The sequence below is a fragment of the Enterobacter cloacae complex sp. ECNIH7 genome, assembly GCF_002208095.1.
Classification (GTDB): Bacteria; Pseudomonadota; Gammaproteobacteria; order Enterobacterales; family Enterobacteriaceae; genus Enterobacter; species Enterobacter cloacae_M.
In genome coordinates this window covers 1310940-1326561 of record NZ_CP017990.1, presented here as the reverse complement: position 1 = coordinate 1326561, position 15622 = coordinate 1310940, and the positions used below count along the sequence as shown (strand labels likewise).

Annotated in this window: 13 protein-coding genes; 11 read left to right on the top strand and 2 right to left on the bottom strand. The window is 60.4% G+C overall.

Annotation, left to right across the window (positions count from 1 at the left end; genetic code table 11):
• Window positions 1-12 precede the first annotated feature (12 nt).
• On the top strand, window positions 13-669 hold the full coding sequence (entD, locus tag WM95_RS06450; protein ID WP_063408925.1) for an enterobactin synthase subunit EntD: 657 nt from the start codon (window positions 13-15) through the stop codon (window positions 667-669).
• A 114-nt stretch (window positions 670-783) separates the two neighbouring features.
• On the opposite strand, the gene betT is transcribed toward entD, so the two are convergent.
• On the bottom strand, window positions 784-2817 hold the full coding sequence (betT, locus tag WM95_RS06445; protein WP_029741651.1) for a choline BCCT transporter BetT: 2034 nt from the start codon (window positions 2815-2817) through the stop codon (window positions 784-786).
• Window positions 2818-2945: 128 nt separating this feature from the next.
• On the opposite strand from betT, the gene betI reads away from it, so the two are divergent.
• From betI to WM95_RS06415, 5 genes are all read left to right on the top strand, one after another.
• The gene (betI, locus tag WM95_RS06435; protein ID WP_023310694.1) at window positions 2946-3533 is read left to right on the top strand and encodes a transcriptional regulator BetI; all 588 of its coding nucleotides are present in this window, start codon (window positions 2946-2948) and stop codon (window positions 3531-3533) included.
• 13 nt (window positions 3534-3546) lie between these two features.
• A complete protein-coding gene (gene betB, locus WM95_RS06430; protein ID WP_063408926.1) occupies window positions 3547-5019 on the top strand; it encodes a betaine-aldehyde dehydrogenase in 1473 nt (490 codons plus the stop codon).
• Window positions 5020-5032: 13 nt separating this feature from the next.
• The gene (gene betA, locus WM95_RS06425; protein WP_063408927.1) at window positions 5033-6712 is read left to right on the top strand and encodes a choline dehydrogenase; all 1680 of its coding nucleotides are present in this window, start codon (window positions 5033-5035) and stop codon (window positions 6710-6712) included.
• 274 nt (window positions 6713-6986) lie between these two features.
• Window positions 6987-7727, top strand: coding sequence for an SDR family oxidoreductase (locus WM95_RS06420; protein WP_063408928.1), 741 nt, complete (start codon window positions 6987-6989; stop codon window positions 7725-7727).
• A gap of 33 nt (window positions 7728-7760) precedes the next feature.
• Window positions 7761-9455: a thiamine pyrophosphate-binding protein gene (locus WM95_RS06415; protein ID WP_063408929.1), complete on the top strand. Its 1695-nt coding sequence runs from the start codon at window positions 7761-7763 to the stop codon at window positions 9453-9455.
• A gap of 33 nt (window positions 9456-9488) precedes the next feature.
• Here the strand turns inward: WM95_RS06415 and WM95_RS06410 are convergent, their stop codons facing one another.
• A complete protein-coding gene (locus WM95_RS06410; protein ID WP_023310689.1) occupies window positions 9489-10187 on the bottom strand; it encodes a GNAT family N-acetyltransferase in 699 nt (232 codons plus the stop codon).
• Window positions 10188-10388: 201 nt separating this feature from the next.
• Between WM95_RS06410 and WM95_RS06405 the strand changes: the two genes are divergently transcribed.
• The 5 genes from WM95_RS06405 (at window position 10389) to WM95_RS06380 (ending at window position 15497) form a co-directional block, all read left to right on the top strand.
• Window positions 10389-11957, top strand: coding sequence for an ABC transporter substrate-binding protein (locus WM95_RS06405; protein WP_063408930.1), 1569 nt, complete (start codon window positions 10389-10391; stop codon window positions 11955-11957).
• Window positions 11958-12130: 173 nt separating this feature from the next.
• A complete protein-coding gene (locus tag WM95_RS06395; protein ID WP_063408931.1) occupies window positions 12131-13144 on the top strand; it encodes an ABC transporter permease in 1014 nt (337 codons plus the stop codon).
• Window positions 13144-13977 carry an ABC transporter permease gene (locus WM95_RS06390; protein ID WP_063408932.1) on the top strand — a complete coding sequence of 278 codons (834 nt, stop codon included), beginning with the start codon at window positions 13144-13146 and terminating at the stop codon, window positions 13975-13977. Before WM95_RS06395 ends, WM95_RS06390 begins: the two co-directional genes overlap by 1 nt.
• Window positions 13970-14806, top strand: coding sequence for an ABC transporter ATP-binding protein (locus WM95_RS06385; protein ID WP_063408933.1), 837 nt, complete (start codon window positions 13970-13972; stop codon window positions 14804-14806). Before WM95_RS06390 ends, WM95_RS06385 begins: the two co-directional genes overlap by 8 nt.
• Window positions 14793-15497, top strand: a complete 705-nt coding sequence (locus tag WM95_RS06380) for an ABC transporter ATP-binding protein (protein ID WP_063408934.1) — start codon at window positions 14793-14795, stop codon at window positions 15495-15497. The genes WM95_RS06385 and WM95_RS06380 overlap by 14 nt, the downstream gene beginning before the upstream one ends.
• Window positions 15498-15622 lie beyond the last annotated feature (125 nt).

Here is a 15622-nt window from a genome sequence, read left to right as displayed (position 1 = left end):
GAAGGGAAAAACATGCACACAACCCACACCACGTTCATTCTTGCCGGCCACACCGTCCACCACGTCACCTTCGCCCCCACCACCTTCACCGATGCCGATCTCCTCTGGCTCCCCCACCACGCAGAGCTTTCAAACGCCGGAAGCAAACGCAAAGCCGAGCATCTGGCAGGCCGCATCGCCGCCGCGCATGCGCTCGGTGCGATACATGAACGCGCGATCCCCGGCATCGGCCCCAGCGGCGAACCGCTCTGGCCGAAAGGGTTGTCGGGGAGCATTACCCACAGCGGCACGCAGGCGATGGCGGTTGTCGTCCCTCATCCAGATGCGCTCGTAGGTATTGATTGCGAAGCCATTCTTCCAGACCACGAAGCCCGCGAAATCCAGGACGGCATCATTGATGCGCAGGAGGCGATATGCCTGACTCACTCGGGCTACCCTTTTGCGCTGGCGCTGACGCTCGCTTTTAGCGCCAAAGAGAGTTTGTTTAAAGCCCTCTTCCCGAAGGTAAAAATTTACATGGGGTTTGAGTGGGCGAGAGTCACTGAGTTATCGGAAAAAACAATCACGCTGGCGCTTTCGCACCCTGCTGGAGACTATCCTGAAGGTAAACGCTTCACCCTCGTCTGGCAGCATAATGATGGGAACGTGTGGACGCTGCTAAAAGTCTGATGGCGCTGCGCTTATCAGGCCTACGGTAAACCGATTTTGTAGGCCGGGTAAGGCATCGCCGCCACCCGGCTTGAGGGCGACGGCGATGCGTTTATAGGTTATTCAGCTCAAATCTCAAACATCCGGGAACATCACGCTATTCCCCGGCGCCTCCCTGTGCAGATGGATAAAGTTCAGGTGCCGTTCATACTGGTCCAGAATGTCCGTAATCACCTGCTCCTTGCTGTAGTCCATTAAATCATTCCCCTGGCTCCCTTCCAGCAGGAAGGTCTCCAGCCGGTAGTAGGTCGATTTCCCGCTGCGCGCCCGGTAGGTAAACCCGGGTACTGAATACTGCTGCGGCCAGATCTGATAAACAAAGTTCTGCTCGTCGCCCATGTGCACCAGCAGATCCAGGTGCCCCAGGGTCTCTCCCTCCTCCGGCGGCAGGTTTTTCAGCTCCACGTAGGCCCCACGCAGCTTCAGCTCCTGCGCGACTTCTTCCATCGCCGGGAAGCAGACCGTCTCCATCATCTGTTTGGTGTAGCGCGTGCCCGGGTAGTTCATCAGGCGCGAAAGGCGTTTCTTCCAGCTCAGCCTGTCCTGCGCGCCCATCGGACGCGGCGCGGTGTCGCGGCTGGCGCTGACGCGGCGGTAGTCTTCCACCTTGAGCGATTTATACAGCCCGGCCATCACGAAGAAGATGACGAAGCTGAACGGCAGGCCCATGATCACCGTGGTGTTCTGCAACGCCGAAATGCCGTTGGTCATCAGCATGCCGAGCGTCAGCAGGCCGATGGCGACGGACCAGAAGATGCGCAGCCAGTTCGGCGCGTCGCTGTTGATGTCTTTGAGCTTCGAGGTGAAGTTGCCCAGCACCAGCGCGCCGGAATCCGCCGAGGTGACGTAAAACAGCAGGCCGGTGATGGTCGCCACGGAGGCGCTAAAGGTAAACGCCGGGTACTGCGCCAGCAGGCTGTAGAAGCCGCGCTCCGGGTGCGCCATCGCTTCCTGCGCGAAGGTTGCATTGCCGTGGATGATCTCGTGCAGCGCGCTGTTGCCGAAAATCGACAGCCACAGCAGGGTAAAGGTGAACGGGATAATCAGCGTGCCCATCACGAACTGGCGGATGGTGCGGCCACGCGAAATACGCGCCAGGAACAGGCCGACAAACGGCGACCACGCCACCCACCACGCCCAGAAGAACAGCGTCCAGTTGTTCATCCACTCCACCGGACGGTCGAAGGCGAAGCTGTTCAGCGTCATGCCCATAAAGCGGTTTACGTAGTCGCCCACGTTGAGCACTAAGGCATTGAGCAGGAACGAGGTATCGCCCATAAACAGCACGAACAGGATCAGGCCCAGCGCCAGCGCCACGTTCAGCTCGGAGAGCACGCGGATGCCTTTATCGACGCCCGACGTCACCGAGATGGTGGCGATAATGACGGAGAGCGCAATCAGTGCCGCTTTGGCCGCCATCGAATCCGGGATATCAAACAGCACGCTCAGCCCGTAGTTGAGCTGCACCACGCCAATCCCGAGGGTCGTCGCGATCCCAAAGATGGTGCCGATCACCGCCGCAATATCGACGCTGTGGCCAATCGGGCCGTTAATCTTTTTACCGAAGATCGGGTACAGCGCGGAGCGGATGGTGAGGGGCAAATTATAACGATAGCTAAAGTATCCGAGCGCCATGCCCATCAGGGCGTACATCGACCAGCCCGTCAGGCCGTAGTGGAACAGCGTCCAGACCATCGCCTGGCGCGCGGCCTCCATCGTCTGCCCTGCCCCTTCCGGCGGCTGCATATACTGCGTAACCGGTTCCGCCACGGAGAAGAACATCAGGTCGATGCCGATGCCCGCGGCAAACAGCATCGCGGCCCAGCTCAGCAGGCTGAACTCGGGCTTGGACTGCTCAGGCCCGAGCTTCACCGAGCCGAAGCGCGAGCAGGCAATGCAGACCACGAACACGATATAGAGCGTCGCGGCCAGCAGATAGTACCAGCCGAAGGTCTTCGACACCCAGTTCAGGGTGCGCCCAATCCACTCGGCAGAAAAATCACGAAAGAAGATGGTCGTCAGGGAAAACAACAAAATCAGCCCGGCGGAAGTATAAAAAACGACCGGGTTGATTTTGTCTTTTTCTCTGTCTTGTGAAAGGTCTGTCATCCAGTATCCCCACTGTTTTTGTAACTATTGAAATCCAAATCCGCAACAATTAAGACACATTTTATATTGAACGTCCAATCAAAAACCGCTTTAATGTATTACCAACGCTGATGAATGGAGTGGCAAAAATGCCCAAAGTGGGGATGCAGCCGATCCGGCGCAGGCAGCTTATCGACGCCACGCTGGAAGCAATAAATGAAGTGGGAATGCATGACGCGACGATCGCGCAGATCGCCCGTCGGGCGGGCGTTTCCACGGGGATCATCAGTCACTACTTCAAAGACAAAAACGGTCTGCTGGAAGCGACCATGCGCGACATCACCGGCCAGCTGCGCGACGCGGTTTTGAGCCGCTTACGCGCCCTGCCGGACGGCAGCGCGGAGCAGCGCCTGCAGGCGATTGTCGGCGGCAATTTTGATGAAACCCAGACCAGCGGCGCGGCAATGAAGGCCTGGCTGGCCTTCTGGGCGAGCAGCATGCACCAGCCGATGCTCTACCGCCTGCAGCAGGTGAGCAGCCGTCGCTTGTTGTCAAACCTGGTGTACGAGTTCCGCCGTGAGCTGCCGCGCGAGCAGGCCGAAGAGGCGGGCTACGGCCTGGCGGCGCTGATCGACGGGCTGTGGCTACGCGCCGCGCTGAGCGGCAAGCCGCTGGATAAGATCCTGGCGCAGTCGCTCACCAGCCACTTCATCAGCCAGCATTTACCGACCGAATAACCGAGGAGAATTTATGTCCCGAATGGCAGAACAGCAGCTTTATATCAATGGTGGTTATACCTCCGCCACCAGCGGTCGCACCTTCGAGACCATCAACCCGGCCAACGGTGAAGTTCTGGCGAGCGTACAGGCCGCCGGGAGAGAAGACGTCGATCGCGCCGTGGAAAGCGCAAAACGCGGGCAAAAAATCTGGGCGGCGATGACCGCCATGGAGCGCTCGCGCGTTCTGCGTCGCGCCGTCGATATCCTGCGCGAGCGCAACGATGAGCTGGCGAAGCTGGAAACCCTCGATACCGGTAAAGCGTATTCCGAAACCTCAACCGTCGATATCGTCACCGGCGCGGACGTGCTGGAGTACTACGCGGGGCTGATCCCGGCGCTGGAAGGCAGCCAGATCCCGCTGCGTGAGACCTCGTTCGTCTACACCCGCCGCGAGCCGCTGGGCGTAGTGGCGGGTATCGGCGCGTGGAACTACCCGATCCAGATCGCCCTGTGGAAATCCGCCCCGGCGCTGGCGGCGGGCAACGCAATGATCTTCAAGCCGAGCGAAGTGACGCCGCTCACCGCCCTGAAGCTCGCAGAAATCTACACCGAAGCGGGCGTTCCGGACGGCGTGTTTAACGTCCTGCCGGGCGTGGGCGCGGAGACCGGCCAGTACCTGACCGAGCATCCGGGCATCGCGAAAGTCTCCTTCACCGGCGGCGTCGCCAGCGGCAAAAAGGTGATGGCCAACTCGGCGGCCTCGTCCCTGAAAGAGGTGACGATGGAGCTGGGCGGTAAATCCCCGCTGATTATTTTCGACGACGCCGATCTGGATCTCGCGGCAGACATCGCCATGATGGCGAACTTCTTCAGCTCCGGCCAGGTGTGCACCAACGGCACCCGCGTGTTCGTGCCCGCGAAATTCAAGGTCGCGTTTGAGCAGAAAATCGTCGAGCGCGTGGGCCGCATCCGCGCGGGCGATCTGTTCGACGAACGCACCAACTTCGGCCCGATGGTCAGCTTCCCGCACCGCGACAGCGTGCTGCGCTACATCGCCAAAGGCAAAGAGGAAGGCGCGCGCGTGCTGTGCGGCGGCGACGTGCTGAAGGGCGAAGGCTTCGACAACGGCGCGTGGGTCGCCCCGACCGTGTTCACCGACTGCACCGACGAGATGACCATCGTGCGCGAAGAGATATTCGGCCCGGTGATGTCCATCCTCACCTATGAAAGCGAAGAAGAAGCGATCCGCCGCGCCAACGACACCGACTACGGTCTGGCGGCGGGCATCGTCACTGCCGACCTGAACCGCGCGCACGGCGCCATTCATCAGCTCGAAGCGGGCATCTGCTGGATCAACACCTGGGGTGAATCCGCCGCAGAAATGCCGGTCGGCGGCTACAAACACTCCGGCATTGGCCGCGAGAACGGCGTGATGACGCTGCAGAGCTACACCCAGGTGAAGTCCATCCAGGTTGAGATGGGTAAATTCCAGTCCATATTTTAACCGGGAGGTTTATTTGCAATTTGACTACATCATTATCGGGGCCGGCTCTGCCGGCAACGTGCTGGCAACGCGACTGACTGAAGATCCGAACACCACCGTCCTGCTGCTTGAAGCGGGCGGGCCGGACTACCGCTTTGACTTCCGCACCCAAATGCCCGCCGCGCTGGCGTTTCCGCTGCAGGGCAAGCGCTACAACTGGGCGTATGAAACCGAGCCAGAGCCTTACATGAACAACCGCCGCATGGAGTGCGGACGCGGTAAAGGGCTGGGAGGCTCGTCGCTGATCAACGGCATGTGCTACATCCGCGGTAACGCGATGGATCTCGACAACTGGGCCAAAGAATCTGGCCTTGAGCACTGGAGCTACCTCAACTGCCTGCCCTACTACCGCAAGGCAGAGACGCGCGACGTGGGGCCGAACGACTATCACGGCGGCGACGGTCCGGTGAGCGTCACCACCTCGAAACCGGGCGTGAACCCGCTGTTTGAGGCGATGGTGGAGGCGGGCGTGCAGGCGGGCTACCCGCGCACCGACGATCTCAACGGCTATCAGCAGGAAGGCTTCGGCCCGATGGACCGCACGGTCACGCCGCAGGGCCGACGCGCCAGCACCGCGCGCGGCTATCTGGACCAGGCTAAAAAGCGCCCGAACCTGACCATCCGCACTCACGCCATGACCGATCATATTATTTTTGACGGCAAGCGCGCGGTGGGCGTCGAGTGGCTGGAGGGAGAAAGCACTATCCCGTCCAGAGCGACGGCGAATAAAGAGGTGCTGCTGTGCGCAGGTGCCATTGCCTCCCCGCAGATCCTCCAGCGCTCCGGCGTGGGCAGCGCGGAGCTGCTGAAGCAGTTCGATATTCCGCTGGTGCACGACCTGCCCGGCGTGGGCGAAAACCTGCAGGATCACCTAGAGATGTACCTCCAGTACGAATGCACAGAGCCGGTCTCCCTCTACCCTGCCCTGCAGTGGTGGAACCAGCCGAAGATTGGCGCCGAGTGGCTGTTTGGCGGCACCGGCGTGGGCGCGAGCAACCACTTCGAAGCGGGCGGTTTTATCCGCAGCCGTGAAGAGTTCGAATGGCCCAACATTCAGTACCACTTCCTGCCGGTAGCGATTAACTACAACGGCTCGAACGCGGTTAAAGAGCACGGCTTCCAGTGCCACGTTGGCTCCATGCGCTCCCCGAGCCGCGGCCACGTGCGCATCAAGTCCCGCGATCCGCACCAGCATCCGGCGATCCTGTTCAACTATATGTCTCACGAGCAGGACTGGCAGGAGTTCCGCGACGCTATCCGCATCACCCGCGAGATCATGCACCAGCCCGCGCTGGACAAATATCGCGGTCGCGAAATCAGCCCGGGTATCGAATGCCAGACCGACGAGCAGCTCGACGAGTTCGTGCGTAACCACGCCGAAACCGCCTTCCACCCGTGCGGCACCTGCAAAATGGGCTATGACGAGATGGCGGTGGTCGACGGCGAAGGCCGCGTTCACGGGCTGGAAGGGCTGCGCGTGGTGGATGCGTCGATCATGCCGCAGATCATCACCGGCAACCTGAACGCGACCACTATTATGATTGGCGAAAAAATTGCCGACGCAATCCGCGGGCGCGAGCCGCTGGCGAAGAGCACGGCGGCGTATTATGTGGCGAACGGGGCGCCGGTTCGTCAGGCACGACAGAAAGTCTAAAATCCTGCCCTCTCCTTAAAAGGAGAGGGTTTTCAATACTTCCCTTCATTACGATAATATTTTTTCGCCAGCTATAAGAAATAAATATTAGCCTGCAATTATTTTGTTTATTTAAAAGTCGATTGACACTGTTCCCGCAACTCAACTATGTTTAATCAAATGTCGCTCCACCTGAAATATACAATATATTCAAACCTGAAATTAAAGATATTCTTATTATTCTTTAATTTGTCCCTGCCTTTATTTTTGCATCACACAACAGTGAGATAAGATCATGAATAATAGTGCAAACAAAGTTGTTGTTATCACTGGTGCCAGCAGCGGTATTGGTGAGGCCATTGCCCTTCATCTGGCAAATAAACCTTTTTCTCTGGTGCTGGTTGCCCGTCGTCTGGAGAGAATTAACGCCCTGGTGGATCGCATTATTCAGCAGGGCGGCCAGGCGATTGCCGTGAAGGCAGACGTGACCCGACAGGAGGAGGTTCAGCGCGCGATTGACGCTGCCGTTGCCGCATACCAGCGCGTCGACGTACTGATCAACAACGCGGGCTTTATGGCGATTGCCCCCCTCAGCGAGCTGAAAACCGACGAGTGGGACCGGATGATCGATACCAATGTCAAAGGCGTGCTGTACGGTATCGCAGCGGCATTCCCGGTATTCCAGCGCCAGGGGAGCGGACACTTTATTAACGTGGCCTCCGTGGCGGGTATCAAGGTCCTTGCCCCCGGCGGCGTGGTGTACAGCGCCACGAAATTCGCCGTCCGCGCCCTGAGTGAAGGCTTACGTCAGGAGGCAGGTAAAACCATCCGCACGACGCTTATTTCACCCGGTGCCGTCGAAAGCGAGCTGCAGTTTGGCAGCTCTGATGCCCCGAGCAAACAGTTCCTGCATGAATTTTATAAGCAGGCTATTCCGGCAGAGTCGATTGCCAGAGCCGTATTATTTGCTATCGAACAGCCTGGCGACGTTGATGTAAATGAAATAATTGTCCGTCCTACGCAGGAAGAATTTTAGCATGAGTTAAATAACGCTGAATGAGGTGTCATTATGATTAAATCATTAACGTCCATATCAGATTTAAATATGCGATCGGGTGCCGACATTCTCCTTGAAGTGCTGGAGAGTGAAGGTGTGGAATATATTTTTGGCAACCCCGGCACCACCGAACTCCCGCTCATTGATGCCCTTCTTCGCCATGAAAATATTCACTATATTCTGGCACTCCAGGAGAGCAGCGTGGTCGCCATTGCCGACGGCTACGCGAAAGCCTCCGGCAAGACCGGTTTTATCAATTTGCATACCGCCAGCGGTCTTGGGCACGGCATGGGGAATCTCATTAATTCGCGGATCATGAAAACGCCGCTGGTTGTCACCGTCGGGCAGCAGGATACCCGGCACTACGTGCGCGACCCGCTCCTGTACGATGACATTGTCTCCATTGGCTCGCCGGTGGTGAAATGGGCGCAGGAGGTCACCAGCGCCGATCAGCTCCCGGTTCTTGTGCGCCGGGCCTTTCACGCCGCCAGCTACCCCCCCGCGGGTCCGGTGCTGCTATCCCTGCCAATGAACGTGATGGAAGAGCTCAGCGACGCCGGGATACAAACGGCCTCTAAAGTGAACTACCACACCGTGGCGGGCTCGCTGGACGAACTGGCGCAGGCGCTCAGCGAAGTTACCCCCGGCAGGATCATGATTGTGGCGGGGGATGAAGTTCACTCCAGCGGCTCGACGCAGGAGATTGTCCAGCTTGCTGAAGCGCTAGGCGCCCACGTCTACGGCTCCTCCTGGCCGTTGAATTTGCCCTTCCCCACGCAGCACGCGCTCTGGCGAGGCAATATGCCCACCACCGCAAATGAAATCGCCAGCGTCGTTAATGCCTACGATGCGGTGTTTATCATCGGCGGCAGAAGCCTGATTACCATTTTGTATAGCGAGGGCGAGGCCATTCCGGAAACCTGCGCGGTGTATCAGCTCTCGGCGGATATGAACGAACTTGGCCGCACCTACGCCACCCGCCTCTCGGTGATGGGGGATATAAAACTCTCCCTGAAGGAACTGCTGCCGAAGCTTGAGCAGCGCCGGGTGGCAAGCAAATTGACGCATCAGCGGCTGCTCAAAGCGGCACGCGCTGAACGTGAAAAAGAGTGGCAACTGCAGGAAGAGCGTCTGGCAGCCGAGCGGCTGCGCCCGGCGATTTCGCCGATGGTCGCGGCCTACGAGGTGATAAAGTCCGTTCCGCCGGGCACCACGATTGTCGACGAGGCGATAGCAACGGCCAGACACGTTCGCCGGTTTATCTCCGACCAGCAGCACCCGCGCTACTACTTTATGCGCGGCGGCGGTCTGGGCTGGGGAATGCCTGCAGCAGTAGGGCACTCGCTGGGGCTGGGACGCGAGCCGGTAGTGTGTCTGGTTGGCGACGGCGCCTCCCTGTACTCGCCGCAGGCGCTCTGGACGGCGGCGCACGAAAATCTGCCCGTCACCTTTATCGTGATGAATAACCTGGAGTACAACATCCTGAAAAACTTCATGAAAGGACAGCCGGGCTACAGTTCGACAAAGCTGGGTCGCTTTATCGGGATGGATCTGATTAACCCGCGAATTGATTTCCAGTCGCTGGGCGCCGCGATGGGTATCCGCTGCTGCCGGGTGACCCAGGCCGAGGATATCGCCACGGCGGTGACGCAGGGGCTACAGTCCGGAAAAACGAATTTGATCGAAATTGCCATTTCCGCAGATTGATCGACCATTTCAGATGTACCCTACATAAAACACTTATAACCGAAACGCCTCAAGCCGCTTAATCTGCCGCCCTTCCCCGTCAAAATTCTCCGCCGCCAGCCAGGCGCGCAGCTCGGCGTCTCTTTGCGGCCACTCGCCGTCAATAATAGAAAGCATATCGCTGTCGCGGTTGCGCCCTTTGCGCACCAGCTTCTGGCGCAGGCGTCCTTCCCAGACAAACCCCAGCCGCTCCGCCGCGCTGCGCGACGCAATGTTCATGGAATCGCACTTCCACTCGACGCGCCGGTAGCCGTGCTCAAACGCATTTTTCAGCAGCAGCCACACCGTTTCGGTGCCCATCCGGGTTCCTTTCATCCTGCGCGACCAGGTCACGTGACCAATTTCCACCGACCCCAGCAGCCGCTCGTTAGCCATATAGCTCACCAGCCCCACCGCGCGTTCGGTGCGTAAATCAATGACGGCAAACGGCACCAGCTCATCGTCCATCACCTTGGCCACGATCCAGTGGGCGGTGGCTTCCACGCTCGCTGGCTGCGTGCTGGCAAGCCACGTCCAGTCGCTGTCGTCGCCCAGCGCGTAGGCCTCATAGAGATCGGCCGCGTGGCGATCGGCATCCAGCGGCTCCAGGCGGCAATACTGGCCGAACAGCGGCGTGCGGGTTAATACGCGCGCGCCTCTCCAGTCCGGAACGATATCGTTAACGGTTTGACCATGTTGATTGATTTCGGGCACGGCGGTGACTCCCTGAAAGGTAAGGAGTTTGTTATAGCAGGTTAAAAAGCGGGCGAAAAGCAGCGTATTTTAATAGCCCGAGCGCATGCGATATTCCCGCAAGATATAAGCAAAGCTGAATTTCGACTTTGCGGAATGTCAGAGTCGACCTAACGTAGCGGAGCATAAAACAATCACAATATATTCTTCTCAGGGATCGCTATGACGAAAAAACTGTTGCCGTTACTGGTGCTGGCTGCGCTCTCAGGCGCTGTCCACGCCGCTACTCCGCCCAACACGCTGGTTGTCGCCCAGGGGCTGGATGACATCGTGAGCCTCGACCCGGCCGAAGCCAACGAGCTTTCCAGCATCCAGACCGTTCCGAGCCTGTATCAGCGTCTGGTACAGCCGGACCGCGATAACCCGGAAAAAATCACCCCGATTCTGGCAGAAAGCTGGGAAGCGGACGCGGCAGCAAAAACGCTGACGATCAAACTTAAGCCCGATGCCAGATTCGCCTCCGGCAACCCGCTGCGCCCGGAAGACGTGATTTTCTCTTACACCCGCGCCGTGACGCTGAACAAATCCCCGGCCTTTATTCTGAACGTGCTGGGCTGGGACGCGAGCAACATCGCCAGCCAGCTGAAAAAGGTGGACGATCATACCCTCCAGCTTCACTGGATGGCGGACGTTAGCCCGTCGGTGGCGCTGAATATTCTCTCCACGCCGATCGCCTCCATCGTCGATGAAAAGCAGGTTGCGGCGAACGTGAAGGATAACGACTTCGGTAACGCGTGGCTGAAAATGCACTCCGCGGGCAGCGGCGCGTTCAAAATGCGCGTCTATCAGCCGCATCAGGCCATCGTGCTGGAAGCTAACGAATCGGCACCCGGCGGCGCGCCGAAGCTCAAAAGCATCATCATTAAAAACGTCCCCGATCCGGCCTCACGCCGCCTGCTGATCCAGCAGGGTGATGCGGACGTGGCGCGCGATCTCGGAGCAGATCAGATAAGCGCCCTGGACGGCAAGCCGGGCGTGAAGGTGCTGAGCATCCCGTCTGCGGAGCAGAATTACCTGGTGTTTAACACCGGCAACAGCGCCAATCCGCTGCTGAACAACCCGGCGTTCTGGGAAGCGTCGCGCTGGCTGGTCGACTATGAAGGCATCACCAAAAATCTGCTGAAAGGCCAGTACTTTGTTCATCAGAGCTTCCTGCCGGTCGGCCTGCCGGCCGCGCTGGAAGACAACCCGTTTAAGTTTGACCCGGCAAAAGCGAAAGCCATTCTCGCCAAAGCGGGTATTAAAGACGCGCACTTCACGCTGGACGTGGAGAACAAGCCGCCGTTTATCACCATCGCCCAGTCGATGCAGGCGAGCTTTGCTCAGGGTGGCGTGAAGGTCGATTTGCTGCCTGCCGCCGGGAGCCAGGTCTATGCCCGCGTGCGCGCGAAGCAGCATCAGGCGGCGATTCGTCTGTGGATCCCGGACTACTTCGACGCGCACTCTAACGCCAGCGCCTTCGCGTGGAACGACGGTAAATCCAGCACCGTGGCCGGGCTGAACGGCTGGAAAATCCCGGAGCTGAACAAAGCCACGCTGGCGGCGGTAGCCGAGCCGGATCCGGCGAAGCGTCTGGATCTTTACAAGAAGATGCAGGAGCAGCTGCAGCAGAATTCGCCGTACGTATTTGTCGATCAGGGTAAAACCCAGATCGTGGTGCGCGATAACGTGAAGGGGTATCAGCAGGGGCTGAACGCGGATATGGTCTGGTACGACCGCGTCACGAAGTAGCCCTTCTCCTTCTCCCGTGGGATAGGGTTGGGGTGAGGGCAACATCGCGCAACAGAGCCGCCTGTTTCCCCTCACCCCGCCCTCTCCCAAGGGAGAGGGGGCCGTCCGTGCTTATTTTCAGTTTTTGTAGGCCGGGTAAGGCGAAGCCGCCACCCGGCATGAAGAGATTTCCCATGCCACATCTTTCCACCCGCGTGCTTCAGGGTCTGCTGACCCTGCTGCTCACGCTCTTCGGGCTGCTGCTCGTCACGTTTGCGCTCTCAGCGTTTTCACCTGTCGATCGCGTGCTGCAGATCGTCGGCGATCACGCCAGCCAGTCAACCTACGATCAGGTTCGCCACCAGCTTGGGCTGGATCGTCCCCTGCCCGTGCAGTTCTGGCACTACCTGCAAAACCTTGCCCACGGTGATTTAGGCACCGCCAGCGCCACCGGGCAGCCGGTGCTGCAGGACCTGCTGCACGCGTTCCCCGCCACGCTGGAGCTGGCCACGCTGGCGTTAATCATCGGCGCCGTGCTCGGCGTGATTGCCGGAGTGCTGTGCGCCCGCTACGCCGGTTCGCCGCTCGATCTCGCCATCAGAACCCTCACCCTGCTCGGCAACTCGGTACCGATTTTCTGGCTCGGCCTGCTGATGCTGGCCCTGTTCTACGCGAAGCTGCAGTGGAGCGCGGGTCCCGGCAGGCTGGACGATATCTGGCAGTTCACCGTCGAGCCGCGTACCGGCTTTGCGCTGGTGGATACCTGGCTTTCCGGCGACCGCGAGGCGTTCCGCAACGCCCTCAGCCACCTGGTGCTGCCGGTGCTGCTGCTGGCCTATTACTCGCTGGCGAGCATCACGCGTCTGACGCGTTCCGCCTGCCTGAGCGAAATGAACAAAGAGTACATCCTGCTTGCCCGCGCCAAGGGCGCCGGGGAGATGACCATTCTGCTGCGCCACGTGCTGCCGAACATTCGCGGTACCCTGCTGACGGTAATCGCCCTCGCCTACACCAGCATGCTGGAAGGCGCGGTATTAACCGAAACCGTCTTCTCCTGGCCGGGGATCGGGCGCTACCTCACCACCGCCCTGTTCGCCGGAGACACCACCGCCGTCATGGGCGGCACGCTGCTGATTGGCGTCTGCTTTGTACTCATTAATAACCTTACCGACCTGCTCGTGCGGGCGATCGATCCCAGGGTGCGCTGATGCCGTTTTATCTTTTCTTACGCCGCCTGCGCCGCTCCCCTGCTGCGTTTTGCGGGCTGGCTGCCATCACGCTGCTGGTGGTTATCGCCCTGTTCGCGCCGTGGCTCGCGCCGCTTGACCCGAACTGGCAGGACGCCGCCGCGCGCCTGCAGGCACCGAACGGCCAGCACTGGCTGGGCACCGACAGCTACGGGCGCGACCTGCTTTCGCGCCTGATTTACGGTACCCGCCCGGCGCTCGGGCTGGTGGCGTTAGTCACCGTAATCACCCTGCCCGCCGGGCTGCTGGTGGGAATTTTGTCCGGCTACTACGGCGGCTGGCTGGAGCGCATCCTGATGCGTTTTACCGACGTGGTAATGTCGATGCCGCGTCTGATCCTCGCCTTCGCGTTTGTGGCGATGCTTGGCCCGGGGCTGGTCAACGGCGCGCTGGCGCTGGCCTTAACCACCTGGCCCGCCTACGCGCGGCAGGCGCGGAGCGAGATCCAGCGTCTGCGCCACAGCGACTACCTCGCCGCCGCCGAGATGATGGGCATTCGCGGCCCGCGCCTGCTGGTCGGCCATATTCTGCCCCTGTGCCTGCCGTCCGCGATTGTGCGGCTGGCGCTGGATCTTGCGGGAATTATTCTGGCGGCCGCCGGGCTGGGCTTCCTCGGTCTTGGCGCGCGTCCGCCGATGGCTGAATGGGGCGCGATGATTGCCGACGGTATGCAGGTGATTTTCGACCAGTGGTGGATAGCCGCCATTCCGGGCGGGGCGATTCTGTTTGCCAGCCTGGCCTTTAACCTGCTGGGCGACGGCCTGCGCGACGTACTGGAGCCGCAGCATGACTGAACAACGCGTCATCGTCGATGCGCTGAATATCGACTACCCCGCCGCGCGCGTGGTCAACAACCTCAGCTTCACGCTGGGCAACGAGCGGCTGGCGCTGGTGGGGGAATCCGGCTCGGGCAAATCAATGTCCGCCCGCGCCCTGATGGGGCTGGTGCGTAAGCCCGGCATCGTGAGCGCGAACCGGCTTAACGTGCTCGGCAACGACCTGCTGACCCTGAGCACCCGCCGCTGGCAGGCGCTGCGCGGCAACGGGATTGCGATGGTCCTGCAGGACCCACGCTACGCGCTGAATCCGGCGCAAAACGTCGCCGCTCAGCTCGATGAAGCGCTGACCCTGCACCAGCGCCTGCCCCGCGCCGAGCGCAGGGCGCGCATTCACGACGTCATCCGCGCCGTCGGGCTCAACGAACATGTCCTCACGCGCTACCCCGGCGAACTCTCCGGGGGCATGGGCCAGCGGGTGATGATTGCGATTGCTCTGATCAACAACCCGCAGGTGCTGATTGCCGACGAACCCACCTCCGCGCTGGACGCCCGCCTGCGCAATCAGATCCTCGAACTGCTGGTGCAGCAGAGCGAAGAGCGCCAGATGGCGATGCTGCTCATCAGCCACGATCTGCCGCTGGTGGCGGAGCACTGTGACCGCGTGCTGGTGATGTATCAGGGCGAAAAGGTCGATGAGATGGCGGCGAACAGGCTTCCGCAGGCGACGCACCCGTATACGCGTACCCTGTGGACCTGCCGTCCGAACGCCAACACCTTCGGCCAGATGCTGCCGACGCTGGACCGCTCGCAGCCGTGGAAGGAGGCCGATAATGGCGCTCGTTGAGGTTAACGATCTCCAGGTGAGATTCGGGGAGAAAACGGCAGTGTCCGCCGCCAGCTTTGGCATCGAGAAAGGTGAAACCTTCAGCCTGATCGGCGAATCCGGCTGCGGGAAATCGACTATTCTGCGCGTGCTGGCGGGATTGCAGCGCGAGTGGAACGGCCGCATTTCGATCCTGGGAGACGCGCTACGGCCAGGGCGCCGTTTTGAAGGCGAGCTTCGCCGCAACGTGCAGATGGTGTTTCAGGATCCGTGGGCGTCGCTGCACCCAAACCACACCGTTGCGCGCACCCTGTCGGAACCGTTAAGCATCCACGGCGAAACGCAGATTGCGGAGAAAGTGGCGGATGCGCTGCAGCAGGTGGGGCTTTTCGCCGATGCGGGCAGGCGTTATCCGCACCAGCTTTCAGGCGGCCAGCGCCAGCGCGTGGCGATTGCACGTGCGCTGCTGCTGCGCCCGCAGCTTCTGCTGCTGGACGAGCCGACTTCGGCGCTGGATATGTCCGTGCAGGCGGAAATTTTGAACCTGCTCAACCGCCTGAAGGCCGAGCACGGCATGACCTACCTGCTGGTGAGCCACGATGCGGACGTGATTGCGCATATGTCCGACCGGGCGGCGTTTATGGCGCACGGGGAGATCCAGAGGGTGTTTGACCGCGAGGCGATGTTACGGGGTGAGCACAGGATGGGGTAAGTGCGCCCGGCGGTGCCCGGTGGCGCTGCGCTTACCGGGCCTACGTTTCGTGCCGCGTAGATATGTTTCGTATATGCCCGGCGGCGAGCGCCGCGCGGGTTTTGCAAGCCGGGTAAGCGTCGCCG

Excerpts from the sequence above, each read along its gene's own strand:
- entD (WP_063408925.1), top strand. The coding sequence starts at position 13 with ATGCACACAACCCACACCACGTTCATTCTTGCCGGCCACACCGTCCAC.
- betT (WP_029741651.1), bottom strand. The coding sequence starts at position 2,817 with ATGACAGACCTTTCACAAGACAGAGAAAAAGACAAAATCAACCCGGTC.
- betI (WP_023310694.1), top strand. The coding sequence starts at position 2,946 with ATGCCCAAAGTGGGGATGCAGCCGATCCGGCGCAGGCAGCTTATCGAC.
- betB (WP_063408926.1), top strand. The coding sequence starts at position 3,547 with ATGTCCCGAATGGCAGAACAGCAGCTTTATATCAATGGTGGTTATACC.
- WM95_RS06420 (WP_063408928.1), top strand. The coding sequence starts at position 6,987 with ATGAATAATAGTGCAAACAAAGTTGTTGTTATCACTGGTGCCAGCAGC.
- WM95_RS06415 (WP_063408929.1), top strand. The coding sequence starts at position 7,761 with ATGATTAAATCATTAACGTCCATATCAGATTTAAATATGCGATCGGGT.
- WM95_RS06405 (WP_063408930.1), top strand. The coding sequence starts at position 10,389 with ATGACGAAAAAACTGTTGCCGTTACTGGTGCTGGCTGCGCTCTCAGGC.
- WM95_RS06395 (WP_063408931.1), top strand. The coding sequence starts at position 12,131 with ATGCCACATCTTTCCACCCGCGTGCTTCAGGGTCTGCTGACCCTGCTG.
- WM95_RS06390 (WP_063408932.1), top strand. The coding sequence starts at position 13,144 with ATGCCGTTTTATCTTTTCTTACGCCGCCTGCGCCGCTCCCCTGCTGCG.
- WM95_RS06385 (WP_063408933.1), top strand. The coding sequence starts at position 13,970 with ATGACTGAACAACGCGTCATCGTCGATGCGCTGAATATCGACTACCCC.
- WM95_RS06380 (WP_063408934.1), top strand. The coding sequence starts at position 14,793 with ATGGCGCTCGTTGAGGTTAACGATCTCCAGGTGAGATTCGGGGAGAAA.